The sequence below is a fragment of the Rhizobium sp. TH135 genome (assembly GCF_002855515.1).
Classification (GTDB): Bacteria; Pseudomonadota; Alphaproteobacteria; order Rhizobiales; family Rhizobiaceae; genus Allorhizobium.
The window spans coordinates 211154-231132 of sequence record NZ_PKRP01000003.1; the positions used below are offsets into that span (position 1 = coordinate 211154).

The window sequence follows — 19979 nt, forward strand, 5'->3', positions numbered from 1 at the left end:
GGCCTTTAGCCGTCGCGCTTGATCAGCGCCAGAAGTTCCTGGTCGGTCATCGGATCGACCAGCGCTTCATAGGTCCCGACCGGCGAGAAGCCGAACTGCTGGTAGAGCTGCAGCGCACGGGGATGGTCAAGCGAATTGGTGGTGACCGTCACCGTCTTCGGATTGCTGGTCCAGGCGGCGTAAAGACACTGCAGCAGGAACCACTTGCCGATGCCAAGGCCGAGCGCATGTTCGAAGAGGCCGAAATAGGAGAGCTCGACGAGATCGTCGCTTTCCTGGGACAGCTCGTAGAAGCCGGCAGGAGCTCCGTTCACATAGAGAACCGAGATCGACACTTTCTGATGGTGGATGATTGCCTTCAGCTGGTCGTCGGGCAAACGCAGGCGCTCATACCAATGCCAGCGGGCGCCGACCTGGCGATGCAGGAAGCGGTAGAAGGGGAGCGGGATCTCATGCGTGCGCATGATCGCCGTCTGGATATTGACCGGCACCGGCAGGCTGGATTTCGGCGGTGCGGTCATTTCGAGCCGGGTGACATGGGCCGTGAGCGGTCCTGATGTCTTCGATCCTAACGGTTCTGCCTGACCGGTTACCACGGGCGTGTCCGACTTCGAGCCCCATTCCGACCAGGAGCCGTCATAGAGCGAATTGTCGGTATGCCCGAGGCTCTCGAGCGCAAGCGTCACGACCGCTGCCGTGACACCAGAGCCGCAGGAAGTGACCACGGGATTGTTGAGATCGATGCCGGCGTCGGTGAAAATCGAGCGCAGGGTGGCGAGATCCTTGAGGCGGCCGTTTTCCGACAGCGATGCCGCAGGCACGCTGCGGGCACCGGGAATATGGCCGGAGCGCATGCCTTCGCGCGGCTCGGGCTCATCGCCCGTGAAGCGGCCGGCAGGACGCGCGTCGGCAATCTGCTTGTCGCCCTCGTCGGCAATCCCGGACATCTGGTCGAACGAGGTGAGCCTTGCCCGGTCGAACTGGGCTTCGAAAGTGACAGGGGCAGGTTCGGGCAGGTCCGTTTCGAGGCGGCGGCCTTCCGCCTTCCAGCCATCGATGCCGCCTTCGAGCACATAGACGCGCCGTGCGCCCATGACGCGGAACATCCACCAGACACGGGGGGCAGAGAAGAAGCCCGGGCCATCATAGACGACGATCGTATCCTCGGCAGAAATGCCGAGCTGACCGACGGCTTGCGCAAAGAACGAAGGGGAGGGCAGGGAATGGGGAAGGCCGGTCGTTGTGTCGGCAATCACATCCTGATCGAAGAAGACGGCGCCCGGAATGTGGCCGGAGGCATATTCGACGGCACCGTTGCGATTATGCGCCGGCAGATACCAGGAGGCATCGACGAGCTTGAAGCCGGGAGACCCGAGGTTCTTTTCGACCCAATCCGCCGAAACGACGAAACGGCTTCTTTCACCGGACATGCACTTCTCCCGTAGTGTTCCTATGGCTTAGGTCTCCGGGGCTCCAAAGCGAATGCGGAACCGGCGGTTCTCCTTGCCCTTCTTTTCAATCTTGGCGATATGAATCGCGCCGACCTCCTGGGTCTCCGAAACATGTGTGCCCCCGCAGGGCTGGCTGTCAACGGCGGAGTTCTCGCCGATGCAGACAAGGCTAACGCGACCGAGGCCGACGGGCGGCCGCACATTCTTCGACTTGACGATGCCGGGATTAGCCGCAAGCTCCTCGTCGGTTATCCATTGCAGCGTGATCGGGTGGTTTTCACCGACGAGTTTCATCAGGTCTGCCGTCACCTGATCCTTATCGATGGTCTCGCCCATGTCGAAATCCACCCGGCTTTCATCCTCGCCGACGGCCGCACCCGTGATCGGATAGGAGCAGACGACCGACAGCAGGTGGCAGGCGGTGTGCATACGCATCAGCTTGTAGCGACGCTGCCAATCGACATGCAGGACGAGCTTTTCACCAACGGAAGGCAGCGGCTCACCGTCAGAAGGGCGGTGCAGGATCACGTCCTTGGTGGCGCCGTGGCGGGTTTCGCCAAGCTGGATGCGGCTGCCGTCTTCGCGTTCGAAGAAGCCGGTATCACCAGGCTGGCCGCCCGATGCGGCATAAAAGCAGGTCTGATCGAGTTCGACCGCGCCGTCCTCATGCACCGAAGTCACCACCGCCTCCGCCGTCGAGAGATAGAAATCGTCGCGGTAGAGGGCGATGGTGGTCATGGCAGTGCTTTCAAAAAATGTCAGACGGTCTCGAAGGGCAGGTCGAAGGCGGGGCGCTTTTCGAGCCAGGCCGGGACTGGCAGACCCTTCGAGCGCAGGAAATCCGGGTTGTAGAGCTTCGACTGATAGCGATTGCCGTAGTCGCAGAGGATCGTCACGATCGTGTGGCCCGGGCCGAGATCCCCGGCGAGGCGCATGGCGCCCGCAATATTGATGCCCGAGGAGCCGCCGAGGCAGATGCCCTCGTTCTCGACGATGTCGAAGACGATGTCGAGCGCTTCGGAATCGGGGATCTGATAGGCGAAGTCCGGGGTGAAACCCTCGAGGTTCGCGGTGATGCGGCCCTGGCCGATGCCTTCGGTGATCGAGGAGCCCGAGGATTTCAGTTCGCCGTTCTTGTAGTATTCGAAGAGGGCAGCCCCTTCCGGATCGGCGATGCCGATCTTGACGCCGGGCTTCATGTTGCGAAGGCCGATGCCGGTGCCGGCAAGCGTCCCGCCCGAGCCGACCGCGCAGATGAAGCCATCGACGGCGCCGCCGGTCTGCTCGAAGATTTCCCTCGCGGTCGTCTCGATATGGGCGTCGCGGTTGACCGTGTTGTCGAACTGGTTCGCCCAGATCGCGCCATTCGGCTCACTCTTCGCAAGCTCTGCGGCCAGGCGGCCGGAGATCTTCACATAGTTGTTCGGGTTCTTGTAAGGCACCGCCGGCACTTCGACGAGCTCGGCGCCGAGCAGCTTCAGCGCGTCCTTCTTCTCCTGGCTCTGGGTCTCCGGGATGACGATCACGGTGCGATAGCCGAGCGCCTTAGCAACGAGCGTCAGGCCGATGCCGGTATTGCCGGCCGTGCCCTCGACGATCACACCGCCGGGACGCAAGAGCCCGCGCCGCTCGGCATCACGGATGATGAAGAGGGCGGCCCGATCCTTCACCGACTGGCCGGGATTGAGGAATTCGGCCTTGCCGAGAATGGTGCAGCCGGTCGCCTGCGAGGCGCCTTTCAGCCGGATAAGAGGCGTATTGCCGATCGCCTCGAGCACGGAGGGGTGGAATGCCATGATGTCTGCCTTTTTTGTCTGACGCGGACACTAGAACCAAATGCGCGGGGAAGAAAACCGGGGAACGCTGCAATTTTGTCCTTCTGGACAAGATTATGCGGGCGGAGCGGCTGGCGCGGGAGTGAACCGGTGTTTTCGGCTCGGAGGCAGGGAATGGCAAGGAATGGCTTTTCGCGCAGCGGCGGGGGGAGGGAAAATGCGTTCGGGGGAGGAGGCTAGGTTCTGAAGGCGACGGATGTAAGTGTTTGGACCCCAACATCGGCGGGGCCGGGATAGGACATCAGGAATTCGCCAAAGTTTGGCTTGGGCTTCGCCATCGCACGTTTCGCTGCCTCTCCCACTTCGATACTGACAAGCATAGCGGCAGGCTTGCCGTGACGGGTAATTGTGACGAAGGCGCCGGTGGCGGCTTCATCGACAAGGCTGGCAAGTCTGACCTTGGCATTGGCAACGCTCACGCTCGACATGCTCGCCTCCGGAGGTGTCTATAGGTGGTCTATTGAATGCGGGGCGACGGATAGGTCAAGTGCGAGTTTGGTGAGGGCCTAGACGTGTGCCGATCGTTACAAATTGAAGCATTCTCTTCATCGGATCTTCACGCCTGACCGGGAAGTCTGATGATGACACGGCTCAAGGTTGTGCGGGGAGGGGATGCTGAGGATTTTCGCGGCTTTGGCCATGTGTTTGCCGATCGCCGGCTGCGATCTGCTCTTCGATTTCCCGGAATGGCAATGGCATCAGAAACTGACGGTGTCCGTGATGACTCCGGAGGGGATGAAGTCCGGAAGTTCGGTGACATCGGCGCGGATCGAGTTTCCGCCGAAATGGACGGGGGTGGGCGACGCGGCGGGCATGCAGCGCGGCGGTGTCTCGGGCGAGGCGGTCGCGGTCGATCTGGGCCAGGGTCGCTATCTGTTCGCGCTGCTGCAGGACTATACCGAATGGACGGCCTATACCGCCTTTTTTCCGGAACTTGAGGGAAAAGCGATGCTGAAGGAGGAGATGTTTCCCTATCTCGACCTGATGGTGGCGAGCACCGGCCAGTCTCGCGACGTGCCGCGCAAGCATTATCCGCTGCTGGTCACCTTTGACGACATCAGCGACCCGGCCTCGGTGCGCCGCATCAGTCCCGGCGATCTCGCGGCTAGTTTCGGTCCCGGCTTTAGGCTCAATGCGATCACGCTGTCGATCACGGATGAGCCGGTGACCGAGGGGCGGGTGAAGGATGTGCTGGGGTGGTGGTTAGATCTCCGAGCCGGGCCATACAACGAAATGGTTTCCCTCAAGCTGAAAGACTCCAGCCCACGGGGGTGGACCACGCTATCGGCTCTCGATTTTTGGTCGCTTGATATGGTCAACTCGATTAGTGACAGCGAAAAATGAACCGCCTTCTGCGGCGCTCCAGCGAGGCGTCAAAGGCATCCGGTTGATTTGAACAACCCCCGCCCCATACTCCTCACTCCCCCTTCAACCCCTGAAACGCCGCCATCGCCGCATCTCTGGCCTTGCCGTGATCGACGATCGGGAGCGGATAGGTCTTGCCGAGGCTGACGCCTGCGTCCCTCAGCACCGTCAGCGGCGCCTCTGATGGCTTGTGGATGAATTTGTTCGGCATGTCCTTCAGCTCCGGCACGAAGCGGCGGACATATTGGCCCTCGGGGTCGAATTTTTCGCCCTGGCTGGTCGGGTTGAAAATGCGGAAGAAGGGGGCGGCGTCGGCGCCGGAGCCGGCGACCCATTGCCAGCTGGCGGCATTCGATGCCGGGTCGGCATCGACAAGCGTGTCGCGGAACCAGCGCTCGCCTTCGCGCCAGTCGATTAAAAGGTCTTTGATCAGGAAGGAGGCGACGATCATGCGCACGCGGTTGTGCATCCACCCGGTCTGCCATAGCTGGCGCATGCCGGCATCGACGATCGGGTAGCCGGTCTGGCCCTTCTGCCATTTTTGAAGCAGGTCCGGAGCATCGCGCCAGGGGAAGGCGTCGAACTTGGCGTTCCAGTTTTTGGTTGCGAGGTCCGGAAAGTGGAAGAGCAGGTGATAGGAGAAATCGCGCCAGACGATCTCCTTGCGGAAATGGATGACATCGTCGAGCGGATAGCTGTCGGGCAACCCGCGCGTCGCATGCCAGAGCGTCGCTGGCGAAATTTCGCCGAGCGCCAGGTGCGGCGAAAGCCGCGAGACATGCTCGCTGGCCGGCAGGTCGCGTCCGTTGCGGTAATTCTTGAGGCCCTTTTCGACAAAGTCCGTGAGCCGCGTCTGGGCCCCCGCTTCGCCGGGCTGCCAATGTCCTTCGAAGCTCTCGGCCCAGTTGGGCTTTGTCGGCAAAAGGTCCCAGCTGTCGATCGCCTCGCTCTTCGGCCAGTGATCGGGAGCGGGCAGGGCCTTTGGCGCCGGGATCGGCTCGTGCGGCTCGCCGGAGCCGTCAAGCGCCTTCCAGAAGGGCGTATAGACGCGGAAATGGCCGCCGGCACCCGTCTTGAGCTTGGTCGGCTCGTGCAGGATCTGGCCGGCAAAGGTGCGCACGTCGATCCCGTCCGCGATCAGCTTAGCCTTCAAGGCCTTGTCGATGGCGATGCCCGGCGGATCGTAGCGGCGGTTCCAGAAGACGGCAGAAGCGCCGGTCTCCTTGATCAACTCGGCAAGCACGGTTTCGGCCGAGCCGCTGTGGAAGGTCAGCCTTGAGTCGTGATCCTCAAGGTTTTTGGCCAATGCCGTGAGCGAATGATGCAGCCACCATGCCTGAGCGGCCCCCAGCGGCCCGGTGCCGGCGTCCTCGGGCTCGCGGATATAAAGAGGCAGAATGCGAAAACCCTCGGCAGCTGCGGTCGCGAGCGCGGCATTGTCGCCGAGCCGGAGATCCTTGCGGAACCAGAGGATGAGGGTCTTGGGGGAGGTGTGGGGCATGCAATATCTTCTTCGTTGGCTTTTCTAGCCATACGAAACGCGACGGTCAGGGGATCACGCCGCGATCACGATTCTGCGTTGCCGTTGTGGGACCCGGAAGTGCCGTCAGGCGGCGGAGCGGCCGGGAGCTGCGCGGCGCGCCTGCTCGGCGCGGATCATTGCCATGATCTGCTGGGCGTTCTCGCGCACATAAAGGCGATGCAGCTTTTCGGCGACCGGGGCGGTCGTCAGCAGGCAGGTATAACCCTCCCGCTCGTACCAGCGGAAATCCACCACATTGTCCATGTTGACGTAGAAGGGAAAGCCGTCCCCGTCGTGAAGCTCGAGCCACATCGGCCGTCCTCCTTGCATGCCTTTTCGTTACAAGTGGAGATAACAGCGAAAGGTGAAGAGGGGGTTTCGAGACGACTGCCGGAATCACCATGCGAGAACTGGTAGTTTCGATCGCAAGGCCAGAAAAACCAAAAGGCCCGCTGCCTGTTGAGGCGCGGGCCTTGGAATAAGATGGCTCCCCGGGCCGGATTCGAACCGGCGACCTGTCGATTAACAGTCGAATGCTCTACCGCTGAGCTACCAGGGAACAGCCGCTTGCCGCGGTGTGAGCGGGGTAATACTGATGCTCGCCCCGTTTGCCAAGCGGTTTTTCAAAAAAAATGTCATCCTCTTGTTTTTATATGGGGACGCACCATCTGCTGGGGCGCTGAATGGGGCTAGGAATCCCCTGAAATCGAGGAGTTTTTAGCATGCCCGAACGCCGCTACCGCCTTGATCATGCGCGCGGGCGTCTCGTCTTGGGCGGGCTCGAAATTCCGGTGCCGCGCTCGCGCGCGGGTCGAATCGTCACCGGGACTGCGCTGGTCGGCGGCGGATTTCTCGGCTTTCTCCCGATCCTCGGCTTCTGGATGGTGCCGCTCGGCCTCATCGTGCTGTCGCATGATATTCCCGCCGTCCGCCGTCGCCGCCGTCGTTTGACGGTCTGGTGGAGCCGGCGGAAGAGTGGATCCGGAACAAGACGCGGAAACTGACCTCCCGGATAAGGGGAGGCGCATGTCATAGTGAAATGACCCGCTGGTAAGGGTTCATTAAGGTGGACGGATTCGATCGGGATACAGAACACGGCATTCGTCGTTTCGTTCCCTGAAAGGCAGCACCACATGAACAATTGCATTCAGGCGGAGAGTTCGATGATTCTGACGCCGAACGATTTTCACATCATCGATATAGCGATGCGCGCCGCCGAGCGCGGCGAAGTGAAACATCCCGATGACGGCCACCGCGAGGCCGTAGGCAAGGCCGTGATCCGGCTTTATACCTCGGGTGTGACCGATCCCGTGCGGCTCGCAGAAGCCGCAAGCGCTATGGCCGCGACCCGCCTGCTCGACCGCCGCCGCTGGCGCGCGGACGCCTGATACCCGCCGGACGGGGCGCTTTCCGGCGTTCGATTAGGCCATGGTTTCAGTTCGTACATGCGGCTGGTGCGGACAAAGATGCAGGCTCAATCGTCTATTAGCGTTAGTTTCCCAAGGGCTTTCCTGCCATATATATCCTGGATTGCGTCAGAAACGTCGTCACAAAGTCGCTTAGTAGTTTCGAAGTCCTCATTGACTGTTTTTATGATGTCTTGGAGCAAGCGTTCCAGCTCCAATATCATTAAGCTTGCCTTTTTAGAGTCGACTGTTCCTGATGTAGGCAATGACGTGATGACTTCGCCGCCTGGTAAGGCCGTGCTGTAAGGCACGAGCAGATCCTGAAGGGCAGCTCGTTTGCTTCCATATAGATCAATTGTCGCTTCCAATACGGCATATCGCCGGGATGCAAGTCTGCACCTGTCCACAAGGTCAGGACGTTTTCCCTTGATGAAGGGTACTAACTCTTCGGAGTCAAAGATCGGCGCCGTGACAGGCGCGCCCGCCTGCTGTTGAACGAATTGCCATTTTGGAAGGTGAGCTGCACCCTTCTCGTTCGCAAGGTTTAAACCATCCCAAATGTACTTGCGCTGAGTGTAGTACCCGTCCGCGATTTCCTGGACTTTCAACATTACAGAGAGGCACTGGACTGTTTCTCGCGATATTCGGTTCTCTCGCTCAGCGTCATCCGCTCTGTCTGCTGAAGCTTTGGCCAACCAAGCTGAAACCGCACCACCAGCGATGGCGCCGAGTAAAGCGCCACCAAATCCCGAAATCAGTGTAGCGCCGTCCGAGACCGAGATTGCCGGAAGATATACGTCCTGCGCAAATGCGGTTAGGGCAACATAGACGGCGACGGCTCCGCCGACGGCACCAATGAGAACGAAGTTGACTTTACGCATGTCGGTTCTGGTTCAATCCCTTGGATGCTGGTTGGTTGAGGAACTTTCGATCGGCTGAGCTAAGGTTGTCAATTGTTCGGGGTGCGGCTCATTGGTGTGTCCTGGCTTAGACGTGGTCGGACCGACGGCTTCAGGTTTGGAACCAAAAGGAACGCCATTCCAGAAAATTAAAAGGACTAATTTCGGAAAATGACTCTTGCGGTTTTTCTGGAACGCGTCTAAATCCGCGCCACCACACGCACTTTTCTACTCGGATGGCCTCGTGGCGGAGTGGTGACGCAGAGGACTGCAAATCCTTGTACCCCGGTTCAATTCCGGGCGAGGCCTCCATCCGAACCTTTCTGAAAACTTGAAGTCTTGCGTGGTCGACATCGCTGTCGGCCTCATCGTTTTGTGCATGCGATCGGCCAAACTTGAGCCGATCCCGCCACAGGCGCAGGTGCGCCCGATCTTGGCCGATCCACCCGATTGCGCGGGCGGGCACGCTCTTTCATGAGCTGGTTTCCTGCAATCGGAGCCTCTCTCATGCGCAACACCTTTTCTCTTCTCGCTGCAACCCTTCTTGGCCTCACCGGCTCTCCGGCGCTCGCCGACAATCTGTCCTTCACACTCGACAACCAGACCCCGAACATGATCGTGCAGTTTTATGCGACGCCGGCTGATGGCGGCACGCGTTCGGAACTGTTGAAGAAAAAGGGGCTCTTTGGCGGCCAGACGCGGAAGCTCACCATCGCCGATGGCAGCGACGCCTGCGTCTACAAGATCCGCGCCGTCTTCGAGAATGACAGCTTCTATGATGTGCGTGATGAAGTCGATTTCTGCGAGAGCGACAGCTACACGCTGGCCGACTGACCCGGCTCCCTCGCGGCTGCGATAGCGCGCAGCCGCGATATTATGGTGTGCGATGCGTCGACCGGCTTGAAAGCGCCTCTGCCTGCAATTAAAGACACGGGGGTTAATTGCCGCTATGGCCGGTCGATACGGGGCGCGAATAAGATGATGGATTACGCAGCAGCACGCACCAAGATGGTGGACAACCAGATCAGGACCACGGACGTCACGTCCCATTCCGTGCTGAACGCTTTCCTTTCGGTGCCGCGCGAAGCCTTCGTCGCGGCCGAACTGAAGCCGCTCGCCTATATCGACGAGGACATGCTGGTCTGTCCCGCCCAGAACGGTAATCCGCCGCGCTACATCATGGAGCCGTCGCCGCTCGCCAAGCTCCTGCAGCTCGCCGCCATCACCAAGGATGACGTGGTCCTGGAGATCGGCTGTGGCGCAGGTTATGCGGCCGCGCTGCTCTCGCTGCTCTCGGGCTCTGTTGTCGCGACCGAGAGCGACGAGGCGCTGGTGACCAAGGCGACCGAAAAGCTCTCCGAACTGGGCTACGACAATGTCGCCGTTGTCTCGGCAAAGCTCGAAGGCGGCTATGCGGCCGAGGCGCCCTATGACGTGATCTTCGTCAATGGTGCCATCGAGGAAATGCCGGAAGCGCTTTTGTCGCAGCTCCGCGAGGGTGGTCGGCTCGTGGCTGTCGTCGGTTACGGCAACGCGGCGCGTGCGCGCCTCTACGTCAAGAATGGCGGCATCACCTCCTACACCGAATATTTCAATGCGGCGATCAAGCCGCTGCCGGGCTTCCGCAAGGCGGCTGAATTCGTCTTCTGATCTCAGTCTCCAAGACGAGTGCTACAGGGCCCGCCGCGTGCGGGCCTTTTTGCATCGACGCAACAAAGTTGTGCATCACGGCAATTCCCTGTCAGGGCGTGATTTTTTTCGGCAAGCGCGTATCCTAGGGTGAGCGCGAATCGGCCCGGCGAAAATCGACGCGGCCGAAGTTTCTGAGGACAACGGGGATTAGTATGGCTCAGCCAAGCGTAGCGCGTGAACCGTCCATGGAAGAGATCCTGGCATCCATCCGCCGGATCATCGAAAGCAACGATCCGGTGAATGGCGGAAGCCTGTCGCAGGACCCGTCGCATTTCGCAGACAAGGACGGCGCCGGCGAGGCCGATCTTGGCTATGACGGTGGCGATTTTATTGCAGCCAACGATGCCGGCCCTTCGTTCCCGATGTTCGAGCGCGAGGTTCCGCGCGTCGAAGCCGAGCCGCGTCGCGAAGCGCCGCAGTCTCAGGCGGAAGACATGCCGAAAAGCGTCTCGCTTGCCGACCTCGCAGCCCGCGTCCGCTCGGCCTCCGAGCGCATGGAGCGTCCGGTGCAGGCAACAAGCCGCCCCGAAATGCCCGGCCTGCCGGAAGCTTTGCGTCGCGAGCCGGTTGCGGAAGCCCATGATGCCCGTACGGTCGATGTGCCCTCGATGACGGCGCGGCTGGCCGAGATCCGTCACCCGGATCTGCGCGCAGCGCTGCCGACCGTGCCCGTGATGTCCGGTTCGCTGCACGCCCAGTCCGACGAGCAGCATGCGCCGTTTGCTGCAACGGAAGCTCCGATGGCCCGCAGCGCCTCGGTTGAGGTGCGCGTCGAGCGTGCCGCACCTGTTGTTGCAGAGCCCGCACCGGAAGTGCTTGAGGAGGTGTCCCTGGAGGCGCCGGAATTCGACACCAGCACGGAGCGGGAAAGCGAAGGCCGCGACCTGACGGCGCTGGTGTCTGCAGCGACCGTCGAGCAGGTGTCGCGATCCTTCTCGGAACTCGCCGCTGCCTTCGACGGCACCGAGCGTCGCTCGCTCGATGAAATGGCCGAGGAAATGCTGCGCCCGATGCTGAAGGACTGGTTGGACGACAACCTGCCGACGCTGGTGGAACGCCTCGTGCGCGAAGAAATCGAACGCGTCGCCCGCGGTCCGCGACGCTGATTGAAGCATCCTCCGGGATTATGGGCCGCTCGCAAGAGCGGCCTTTTTTATTGACTTGGTTTTGCCAGTCCTATTTACCAACCCACATCCAGAACTCGAAAATCCGGTCGGAAAATGCTCGAAAAGACCTATGATTCAGCCGCCGTCGAACCGAAGATCGCGAAAGCCTGGGAAGACGCAGATGCGTTTCGTGCCGGTGCCAACGCCAAGCCGGGCGAAGATACCTTCACCATCGTGATCCCGCCGCCGAACGTGACCGGCTCGCTGCACATGGGCCATGCGCTGAACAACACGCTGCAGGACATCATGGTCCGCTTCGAGCGCATGCGCGGCAAGGACGTGCTGTGGCAGCCGGGCATGGACCACGCCGGCATTGCGACCCAGATGGTGGTCGAACGCAAGCTTGCCGAGAATGGCCAGAACCTCTCGCGCCGCGATATGGGCCGCGAAGCCTTCATCGAAAAGGTCTGGGAGTGGAAGGAAGAATCGGGCGGGTTGATCTTCAACCAGTTGAAGCGCCTCGGTGCCTCCTGCGACTGGTCGCGCGAGCGCTTCACCATGGACGAGGGTCTGTCGGCTGCCGTTCTTGAAGTCTTCGTCACGCTCTACAACGAAGGCCTGATCTATCGCGGCAAGCGCCTGGTCAACTGGGATCCGAAGTTCGAGACCGCGATTTCCGATCTCGAAGTCGAGAACAAGGAAGTTGAAGGCCATATGTGGCACTTCAAATATCCGCTTGCCGGTGGTGCGACCTACACCTATGTCGAGAAGGATGAGGACGGCAACGTCACGTTCCAGGAAGAGCGCAACTACATCTCGATTGCGACCACGCGTCCTGAGACCATGCTCGGCGACGGCGCGGTTGCCGTTCATCCCTCGGATGAGCGCTATGCGGCGATCGTCGGCAAGCTCTGCGAGATCCCTGTTGGACCCAAGGAGCATCGCCGCCTGATTCCGATCATCACCGATGAATATCCGGATCCGAAGTTCGGCTCTGGCGCCGTCAAGATTACCGGTGCGCATGACTTCAACGACTATCAGGTCGCCCGCCGCAACAAGATCCCGCTCTACCGCCTGATGGATACCCAGGCCAAGATGCGCGACGACGGCGAGGACTATGCCGTCTACGCAGCACGGGCGCTTGAGATCGCCAAGTCCGGTCATCTGCCGAACGAGGCCGAAGTCGACGACATCAATCTGGTCCCGGAAGAATATCGCGGTCTCGACCGCTACGAAGCCCGCAAGCGCATCGTCGATGCGATCAACGCGGAAGGTCTCGCCGTCACCACCAAGGACGACGAAGGCAATGACATTCAGTTCGTCGAGAACAAGAAGATCATGCAGCCTTTCGGCGATCGCTCCGGCGTCGTCATCGAGCCGATGCTGACCGACCAGTGGTTTGCCGACGCCAAGACGCTGGCCGAGCCGGCGATTGCTTCCGTTCGCGAGGGCCGCACCAACTTCGTGCCCAAGAACTGGGAAAAGACCTACTTCGAGTGGATGGAAAACATCGAGCCCTGGTGCATTTCGCGTCAGCTCTGGTGGGGTCACCAGATCCCGGCCTGGTATGGTCCTGACGGTCAGGTCTTTGTTGAGAAGACCGAAGAAGAAGCCCTGCATTCGGCGATCCAGCACTACATCGCCCATGAAGGCCCCTGGAAGGCCTGGGTCGAGGAGAAGCTCGAGAACTTCCAGCCCGGCGAGATTCTGACCCGCGACGAGGACGTGCTCGACACCTGGTTCTCATCGGCGCTTTGGCCCTTCTCGACGCTCGGCTGGCCGGACAACACACCGGAACTGGCGAAATATTACCAGACCGACGTGCTGGTGACCGGCTTCGACATCATCTTCTTCTGGGTCGCCCGCATGATGATGATGGGCCTGCACTTCATGAAGGACGAGGACGGCAATCCGGTCGAGCCATTCCACACGGTCTATGTTCACGCGCTGGTGCGCGACAAGGCCGGCCAGAAGATGTCGAAGTCGAAGGGCAATGTCATCGATCCGCTGGAACTGATCGACGAGTATGGCGCGGACGCCCTGCGCTTTACGCTCGCCATCATGGCGGCCCAGGGCCGCGACGTGAAGCTGGATCCTGCCCGCATTGCCGGCTACCGCAACTTCGGCACCAAGCTCTGGAACGCGACGCGTTTCGCCGAGATGAACGGCGTGAAGGCGGATCCGAGCTTCTTGCCCGAGACGACGTCGCTTGCGATCAACCGCTGGATCCTGACGGAACTTGCGCGCACCGAACGCGAAGTGACGGACGCGATCGAAAGCTACCGTTTCAATGATGCGGCCAGCAGCCTCTATCGCTTCGTCTGGAACCAGTTCTGCGACTGGTATCTGGAGCTCCTGAAGCCAGTCTTCATGGGCGAGGATGAAGCGGCGAAGAAGGAAGCCCAGGCCTGTGCGGCATATGTGCTGGAAGAAACCTACAAGCTGTTGCATCCTTTCATGCCGTTCATGACGGAAGAGCTCTGGACGCATACGGCAGGCGAGGGCGCGTCGCGCGACACCCTGCTCTGCCATGCCGACTGGCCGAAGCCGGAATTCTCCGATGATAATTCGGCTGCCGACATCAACTGGCTGATCGACCTGGTGACCGGCATCCGCTCGGCCCGTTCCGAAATGAACGTACCGCCGGGTGCGACAGCGCCGCTGGTCGTCGTCGGTGCCAATGGCGTGACGCAGGAACGGCTGGTCCGTCACGATGCGGCGGTCAAGCGGCTCGCCCGCGTCGAGGCCATCAGCGTGGCTGATGTCGCGCCGAAGGGCGCCGCCCAGATCGTGGTCGGCGAGGCGACAGCCTGCCTGCCGCTGGGTAGCCTGATCGATCTCTCCGCCGAAAAGGCCCGCATCGAAAAGGCGATCGCCAAGGTCGATCAGGAGATGGCCCGCATCTCCGGAAAGCTGAACAACGAGAAATTCGTTGCCAACGCCAATCCGGACGTCGTCGCCGCCGAGCGCGAGCGCTACCAGGAACTGGAAGTGCAGAAGGCGAGCCTGGAGACGGCGTTGAAGCGGGTTCTCGAGGCCGGCTAAGCCATTCCTGTTCGGGAATGAAATTCTAAAGGCCGGATCTCAGATCCGGCCTTTTGCTTTGCCGCCGCAGGGAGGCAATGGAGGCGGAATTTGTTGCGCTGCATAACGATTCTGACCGATATATGTCGTGACAACGGCTTGGAGACGATCAGGCGCTGTGCAAGTTCCCAAATTTCGTTCTTCATGATCACTGGCTGATCTGTTGCGAACCTGCAACGGCGATGTCTGGTGTTGGAAGAATTTGCCAATAGTCTGTTGATGAGACTTGTTTGGCGCAAAATTCATCCAAGTGGCGGCGCGTTTGCCATGCATGTCAAAATCATTACGTAAAAATTTCTGCGATGGAACATGGCTGTGACGCACATCACCCGATTGCCATCCTGTCGCACATGATTAGTATGCAAAATCACAGTTTTGCCTGAATTGGGGAGAGACATGGCGAACCACTTGATGAAGACTACCGCCCTTGGGCTGATCGCAGCATGCGCATTCGTGGGAGGCGCGCAGGCTGGCGGTTTCGCCCGTGGCGAGGCCGACACGGACATCCTGTATGAGGACGGGACGATCGCTGGCCGCGGTGGTGTTGTTTACGTAATGCCGGATCGGGCGTTTGCAACCGTCGACGCAGCTTCTTCGTCCGACGACGCGTACAGCGACAACTATGCAATCCCATCGTTTGCCGCGAAATTCCGTGTATCCGAGAACTTCTCTTGTGCGATCACCTATACCGAGCCGTTTGGAGCAGCCTCTTCCTACGGGGATGATGCGCAGGACGCGGATAGAGCGGCGGATGTCGCTGGTGCTGGTTCGAGTGGTTTCGCTGCGCTTCCGCTGATAATCGGCGGTAACGCCGTGATCGAGTCGGGCTTCGATACGACGGAACTTGGCGGTACGTGTGCGGTCAACTTCAACGTCGGCCCTGGCCAACTCTACTTCCTTGGCGGTGGGTTCTCTCAGTCTTTCGATTACACTGAAGTAAAAGACTACGGCACGCTGAATCTCGAGGATTCAAGTGCCTTCGGATATCGCCTAGGTGCAGCATATGAGATCAAGGAATACGCTCTGAGAGCAGAGGTGATGTATCGCTCTGCCGTTGATCATAGCGCCGAAGGCACGTTTACTTCTGGTGCGCCTTTGGTGAACATCCCTGGTTTCTCCATTCCACTTGGAACGCAGTACGAATCCAACGGCACCGGTACTCTGCCGCAATCGCTCGAGTTTAGCCTGCAGAGCGGTATCGCTCCTGGTTGGCTTGCCTTCGCCTCGGTCAAGTGGACCGATTGGAGTGTTCTTCAGACGCTGAACTACACGATTGAAGGGCTGGCTTTCGGCGCAGACGTCGACCAGCAGAAGAACTTCTTCTGGCGTGACGGCTGGACGGTCACCGGTGGTGTTGGTCACCAGTTCAACGAAAAGATCTCGGGCGCCCTCAGCCTGACCTGGGATCGTGGCGTCGGCACGGGTGCCGACATCTTCTCCGACACCTGGACGCTCGGAGCTGGCGCGCAGATCAAGCATGGTCCTGGTGTTCTGCGCATCGGTGCTGCCGCCTCCTACCTGACGTCTGGCGAGCAGTCGACAGCTGATGGCGCAGACTTCAACGCGACGGCCGATGGTGACTGGGCCTACGCTCTGAGCGCGAACTACCGCATCTCGTTCTAAGCCTTGCCCACCTGACAAATCAGAAGCCCGGCTCGTCCGGGCTTCTTTCGTTTTACCTTCCCCAGCCGTCTTTCAGCTTTCCGGAATGTGATGATTCTGCAACATCGCGCCTATCCTTCTTGGCGGGGCGGGCCTGTGCCGAATTTGTCCATTTCCCGCCACAAACGGAGAGCACCGGTGTTGCGAGAGACGGCAGGCGCTGTTTCCGTCGGGTGGTGTAACGAGTTTCACATGAGCCTCTGGGGCAAGAATAGGGTGCTGATAGCAATGACTTCGGTCGCTTTTGGGGGGCGGTCGGCGGGTCTGGCGGAGAAAATCGGAGGCGAATGTTCGGTCGCCCCGGTCTTGCCGGAAATCCAGACTAGTCTCTCGATCATGCAGACAAGAACAACAGGGAGCCATGACGGCTGCTCCGACCGCAAGTTCGGTCATGAACCGTCTATTCATCGGTTGAGTGTATTCTTGGAAACGGGCGCAGCTGAACTCGCCGCAAATGCGGGGCGGGGGATCTGATGTCTATCATGACTTGGAAATTGTGCGGACCAATGCGGCGACGTGACTGGAAGTCTTCGGCGGTGCTTTTGACGGCAGCTCTTTTGCTGTCCTCGAGCCCATCGGCGCGTGCTTTCGACATGAACGCTGGCGTCAGCAAGGAATCCGGCCCCTTCGACCTCTTCAAGTTCGGCTTCAATGCCTACAAGAAGGGCCAGAAGGAAGAGGCCGTCGAGGCCTATCGCTACGCCGCCGAGAAGGGCCATACCGGTTCCCGCTGGGCGCTTGCCAACATGTATGCCGCCGGCGACGGCGTGGTCGAAAACGACTTCGAAGCCTTCAAGATCTATGCCGAGATTGCCAACCAGGGTGTCGAGCCCGGGTCGGAGGATACCGGCTTTTTCGTCAACGCTCTTCTGTCGCTCGCCCGCTACTATCGCCAGGGCATTCCGGACAGCCCGGTGAAGGCGGATCTCGCTCAGGCCCGCCAGATCTACTTCCAGGTCGCGTCCACCTTCGGCGTGCCAGAAGCGCAGTTTCAACTGGCACGCATGATCCTGGCCGGCGAGGGCGGTCGCGTGAATGTCCAGCAGGCGAAGAAGTGGCTGAACATGGCGCGCAAGGGCGGCCATGCCGGCGCCATGTCGATATTCGGCAATGTGCTCTTCGAAGAAGGCCAGACCGTCCGCGGGCTTGCCTTCCTCACGGCAGCGCTCGAGCGTTGCAACCCGAAGGATTGTCCCTGGATGCAGGATCTGCAGGAACGGGCTTTCTCGCTCGCCACCGAAGACGACCGCCGCGTGGCGGTGGCCTTGGCGCCGCAGGTTGTCGAGCAGGGCGACTGATTAGCCAGGTCGTCGTCATCAGGGTTCTGAATATGCAAATGGGCGCATCAGCGCCCATTTTTGTGACTGCAAGCCAAGGTCTTGAAGCTCAGAATGCGAAATGCCCGACGACCGGCACATGGTCGGACGGCTTTTCCCAGGCGCGGACATGTTTTTCAATCGCGGTCGAGCGCAACCGGTCGGAGGCCTCGGGCGAAAGCATCAGGTGGTCAATGCGGATGCCGTTGTTCTTCTGCCAGGCGCCCGCCTGATAGTCCCAGAAGGAGAAGAGCGGTGTCTCGTCATTGGTGGCGCGCACGGCGTCGACGAAGCCGAGGTTTTCCAGCCGGCGGAAGGCAGCCCGTGTCTGCGGCAGGAAGAGCGCGTCGGTGACCCACTGGCTCGCATCCTTGGCATCATGCGGTTCGGGGATGACATTGTAGTCACCCGCCAGGATCAGCGGCTCCTCAAGCGCCATGCGATCGCGGGCGAAGGCTTCGAGCCTTGCCATCCAGGCGAGCTTGTAGGGGTATTTGACCGGATCGTCGGACGGATTGCCGTTCGGCAGATACAGAGAGCAGACGCGCACCACGCCGCCTTCGACGGAAAACACGCCCTCGATGAAACGGGCCTGTTCGTCGGTGTCGTCACCGGGCAGGCCGCGGTTCACTTCGTCGGGCTTGATCTTCGACAGGAGGGCGACGCCGTTGAAGCCCTTTTGGCCGTGCGTCTCGACGTGATAGCCGAGCGCCTCGATCTCGCCACGAGGAAAGCCTTCGTCGACCGACTTGATCTCCTGCAGGCAGGCGATGTCGGGATCGCTATCCTTAAGCCACTGGCACAGGTTCTCGATGCGCGCCTTGACGCCGTTGATGTTCCAGGTGGCAATTTTCATCATGCACTCACACGGAGAAGCTGGTGCCGCAGCCGCAGCTCGCCACCGCGTTGGGGTTCTTGATCTGGAACGACTGGCCGAGCAGGTTGTCGACGAAGTCGATCTCGGAGCCCGCCATGTAGATCAGCGACATCGGGTCGATGAGCACGGTTGCACCGTCACGGCTGATCACGATGTCGTCGCCGGCAGGCTGGCCGTCGAGGTCGAATTTGTAGGAGAAGCCGGAACAGCCGCCGCCTTCGACGGAGACGCGCAGAGCCTTCTTCTCGGCATCTGCGGCGACGATCGCTGCGATTCGCTTCGCGGCGGCTTCGGAAAGGATAACGGTTTCGGTGCTCATTTGGCCTCCTGCCGGGTTCAAGGCCCGGTGAAAACGGTCTTAGTCTCAGCAAATCACCGCATTGTCACGCAATTGCGCGATTTTTGATAAGGCAGCGTTGTCCGAAACGGCTTCGGAACCCGCATCGCCTTGCGGCTTTGTCCGCTATAGGTATGAAGGCACAAGAGTTGCGTCAATGGGGAGCAAGCGGCACAGGCATGACGATTGATCAATCAGCACTGGGTTTCGGTACTGGCGAACGGGCGGTTTATGCGACCAATCCCTGGAAGAGCCGTGGCCGTCTCTTTGAAGAAGGGGGAAGCCTCACGCGCTCCGAATTCCAGCGCGATCGTGACCGCATCGTCCATACGACCGCCTTTCGCCGCCTCAAGCACAAGACCCAGGTCTTTATCGGCCCTGACGGAGACCATTATCGCACGCGTCTGACCCACACGATCGAGGTGGCGCAGATTGCCCGGGCGCTGGCGCGTGCCCTGAAGCTTGATGAGGATCTCGCGGAAGGTGTGGCGCTCGTTCACGACTTCGGCCACACGCCGTTTGGGCACACGGGCGAAGATGCGCTCCACGAGGTGCTGGAGCCCTATGGTGGCTTCGACCACAATGCTCAGTCGCTGCGCATCGTCACGAAGCTCGAACGGCGTTACGCCGATTTCGACGGCCTGAACCTCACCTGGGAAGCGCTCGAAGGTCTCGTCAAGCACAACGGCCCGCTGAAGACGAAAGACGGGCAGGGGACGCGTGGACCTGTGCCGCAGCCGATCCTCGATTATTGCGAGATCCATGATCTGGAACTGGCAAGTTTTGCAGGTCTCGAAGCGCAGGTCGCGGCCATCGCCGACGATATCGCTTACAATACCCATGATATCGATGACGGCCTGCGCTCCGGTTATCTTACCTTCGACATGCTGGAAGACGTGCCCTTCCTCGCAGGTTTGATGAAGGAGGTGCGCGACCGCTATCCGCATCTGGACGCCGATCGCTTCACCCATGAGATCATGCGCCGGCAGATCACCCGCATGGTCGAAGATGTGATCGGCGTCGCGCAGGACCGGCTGAAGCAGGTAGAGCCGCAGAGTGTCGAGGATATCAGGGCGGCCTCGGTGACGATCGCCACCTTCTCGGACCAGATGGCCGAGACCGACAAGGCGATCAAGAAGCTGTTGTTCAGCCGCATCTATCGCCACCCCGACATCATGCGCATTCGGGCGGCGGCAGCCGAGATCGTCACCGACCTCTTCAACGCCTATATGAACGACCCGAAGCTGATGAAGAGCCACTTCTGGGTCAACCATATTTCCGGCCTGAATGACGGCCAGAAGGCCCGCCATGTCGGGGACTATCTGGCCGGCATGACCGACACCTATGCGGTGCGAACGCATCGCGAGCTGTTTGACCGGACTCCCGAATTGCGATAGGCACCCGACGAAATTCTTTAGAGAACGCCG

At 60.4% G+C, this 19979-nt stretch carries 19 protein-coding genes and 2 tRNA genes; 11 read left to right on the forward strand and 10 right to left on the reverse strand.

Annotated elements, in window-relative coordinates; genetic code table 11:
• Positions 1-5: 5 nt before the first annotated feature.
• The 4 genes from sseA to C0V73_RS09940 form a co-directional block, all read right to left on the reverse strand.
• Positions 6-1430, reverse strand: a complete 1425-nt coding sequence (gene sseA / locus C0V73_RS09925) for a 3-mercaptopyruvate sulfurtransferase (RefSeq protein ID WP_102019843.1) — start codon at positions 1428-1430, stop codon at positions 6-8.
• A 27-nt stretch (positions 1431-1457) separates the two neighbouring features.
• Complete coding sequence (locus C0V73_RS09930; protein ID WP_102019844.1) at positions 1458-2189, reverse strand: alanyl-tRNA editing protein; 732 nt, start codon at positions 2187-2189, stop codon at positions 1458-1460.
• 20 nt (positions 2190-2209) lie between these two features.
• Positions 2210-3247, reverse strand: coding sequence for a cysteine synthase A (locus tag C0V73_RS09935; RefSeq protein ID WP_102019845.1), 1038 nt, complete (start codon positions 3245-3247; stop codon positions 2210-2212).
• A 215-nt stretch (positions 3248-3462) separates the two neighbouring features.
• The gene (locus tag C0V73_RS09940) at positions 3463-3714 is read right to left on the reverse strand and encodes a type II toxin-antitoxin system Phd/YefM family antitoxin (protein ID WP_102019846.1); all 252 of its coding nucleotides are present in this window, start codon (positions 3712-3714) and stop codon (positions 3463-3465) included.
• A gap of 184 nt (positions 3715-3898) precedes the next feature.
• On the opposite strand from C0V73_RS09940, the gene C0V73_RS09945 reads away from it, so the two are divergent.
• Complete coding sequence (locus tag C0V73_RS09945; RefSeq protein ID WP_102019847.1) at positions 3899-4630, forward strand: hypothetical protein; 732 nt, start codon at positions 3899-3901, stop codon at positions 4628-4630.
• 73 nt (positions 4631-4703) lie between these two features.
• On the opposite strand, the gene C0V73_RS09950 is transcribed toward C0V73_RS09945, so the two are convergent.
• The 3 genes from C0V73_RS09950 to C0V73_RS09960 form a co-directional block, all read right to left on the reverse strand.
• Positions 4704-6152: a deoxyribodipyrimidine photo-lyase gene (locus tag C0V73_RS09950; RefSeq protein ID WP_102019848.1), complete on the reverse strand. Its 1449-nt coding sequence runs from the start codon at positions 6150-6152 to the stop codon at positions 4704-4706.
• Positions 6153-6257: 105 nt separating this feature from the next.
• On the reverse strand, positions 6258-6485 hold the full coding sequence (locus C0V73_RS09955; RefSeq protein WP_102019849.1) for a hypothetical protein: 228 nt from the start codon (positions 6483-6485) through the stop codon (positions 6258-6260).
• A gap of 172 nt (positions 6486-6657) precedes the next feature.
• A tRNA-Asn gene (locus C0V73_RS09960) sits at positions 6658-6732 on the reverse strand.
• Positions 6733-6895: 163 nt separating this feature from the next.
• Here C0V73_RS09960 and C0V73_RS09965 point away from each other — a divergent pair.
• Positions 6896-7177 (forward strand): hypothetical protein, encoded by a 282-nt coding sequence (locus C0V73_RS09965; RefSeq protein WP_102019850.1) that lies wholly within the window; start codon positions 6896-6898, stop codon positions 7175-7177.
• A gap of 159 nt (positions 7178-7336) precedes the next feature.
• Entirely contained in the window at positions 7337-7561 is a 225-nt protein-coding gene (locus tag C0V73_RS09970; RefSeq protein WP_143708329.1) for a hypothetical protein, read from the forward strand.
• Between the two features lie 86 nt (positions 7562-7647).
• Here C0V73_RS09970 and C0V73_RS09975 read toward each other — a convergent pair whose 3' ends face one another.
• Positions 7648-8460 (reverse strand): hypothetical protein, encoded by an 813-nt coding sequence (locus C0V73_RS09975; RefSeq protein WP_102019852.1) that lies wholly within the window; start codon positions 8458-8460, stop codon positions 7648-7650.
• Positions 8461-8716: 256 nt separating this feature from the next.
• Between C0V73_RS09975 and C0V73_RS09980 the strand changes: the two genes are divergently transcribed.
• The 7 genes from C0V73_RS09980 (at position 8717) to exoR (ending at position 17320) form a co-directional block, all read left to right on the forward strand.
• A tRNA-Cys gene (locus C0V73_RS09980) sits at positions 8717-8790 on the forward strand.
• A 195-nt stretch (positions 8791-8985) separates the two neighbouring features.
• Complete coding sequence (locus C0V73_RS09985; RefSeq protein ID WP_102019853.1) at positions 8986-9312, forward strand: hypothetical protein; 327 nt, start codon at positions 8986-8988, stop codon at positions 9310-9312.
• Between the two features lie 144 nt (positions 9313-9456).
• Positions 9457-10128 carry a protein-L-isoaspartate O-methyltransferase gene (locus C0V73_RS09990; protein ID WP_102019854.1) on the forward strand — a complete coding sequence of 224 codons (672 nt, stop codon included), beginning with the start codon at positions 9457-9459 and terminating at the stop codon, positions 10126-10128.
• Between the two features lie 194 nt (positions 10129-10322).
• Positions 10323-11276 carry a DUF2497 domain-containing protein gene (locus C0V73_RS09995; protein WP_102019855.1) on the forward strand — a complete coding sequence of 318 codons (954 nt, stop codon included), beginning with the start codon at positions 10323-10325 and terminating at the stop codon, positions 11274-11276.
• Between the two features lie 114 nt (positions 11277-11390).
• On the forward strand, positions 11391-14321 hold the full coding sequence (locus C0V73_RS10000; RefSeq protein WP_102019856.1) for a valine--tRNA ligase: 2931 nt from the start codon (positions 11391-11393) through the stop codon (positions 14319-14321).
• Positions 14322-14756: 435 nt separating this feature from the next.
• Positions 14757-15983 (forward strand): outer membrane protein transport protein, encoded by a 1227-nt coding sequence (locus tag C0V73_RS10005; protein ID WP_102019857.1) that lies wholly within the window; start codon positions 14757-14759, stop codon positions 15981-15983.
• A gap of 545 nt (positions 15984-16528) precedes the next feature.
• Positions 16529-17320, forward strand: coding sequence for an exopolysaccharide production regulator ExoR (exoR, locus tag C0V73_RS10015; protein WP_102019859.1), 792 nt, complete (start codon positions 16529-16531; stop codon positions 17318-17320).
• 88 nt (positions 17321-17408) lie between these two features.
• On the opposite strand, the gene xth is transcribed toward exoR, so the two are convergent.
• Together xth and erpA are read right to left on the reverse strand one after the other, a co-directional pair.
• Complete coding sequence (xth, locus tag C0V73_RS10020; RefSeq protein ID WP_102019860.1) at positions 17409-18194, reverse strand: exodeoxyribonuclease III; 786 nt, start codon at positions 18192-18194, stop codon at positions 17409-17411.
• A gap of 7 nt (positions 18195-18201) precedes the next feature.
• Entirely contained in the window at positions 18202-18534 is a 333-nt protein-coding gene (erpA, locus tag C0V73_RS10025; RefSeq protein ID WP_102019861.1) for an iron-sulfur cluster insertion protein ErpA, read from the reverse strand.
• 197 nt (positions 18535-18731) lie between these two features.
• Here erpA and C0V73_RS10030 point away from each other — a divergent pair, with 197 nt between their 5' ends.
• Positions 18732-19949, forward strand: coding sequence for a deoxyguanosinetriphosphate triphosphohydrolase (locus tag C0V73_RS10030; RefSeq protein ID WP_102019862.1), 1218 nt, complete (start codon positions 18732-18734; stop codon positions 19947-19949).
• Positions 19950-19979 lie beyond the last annotated feature (30 nt).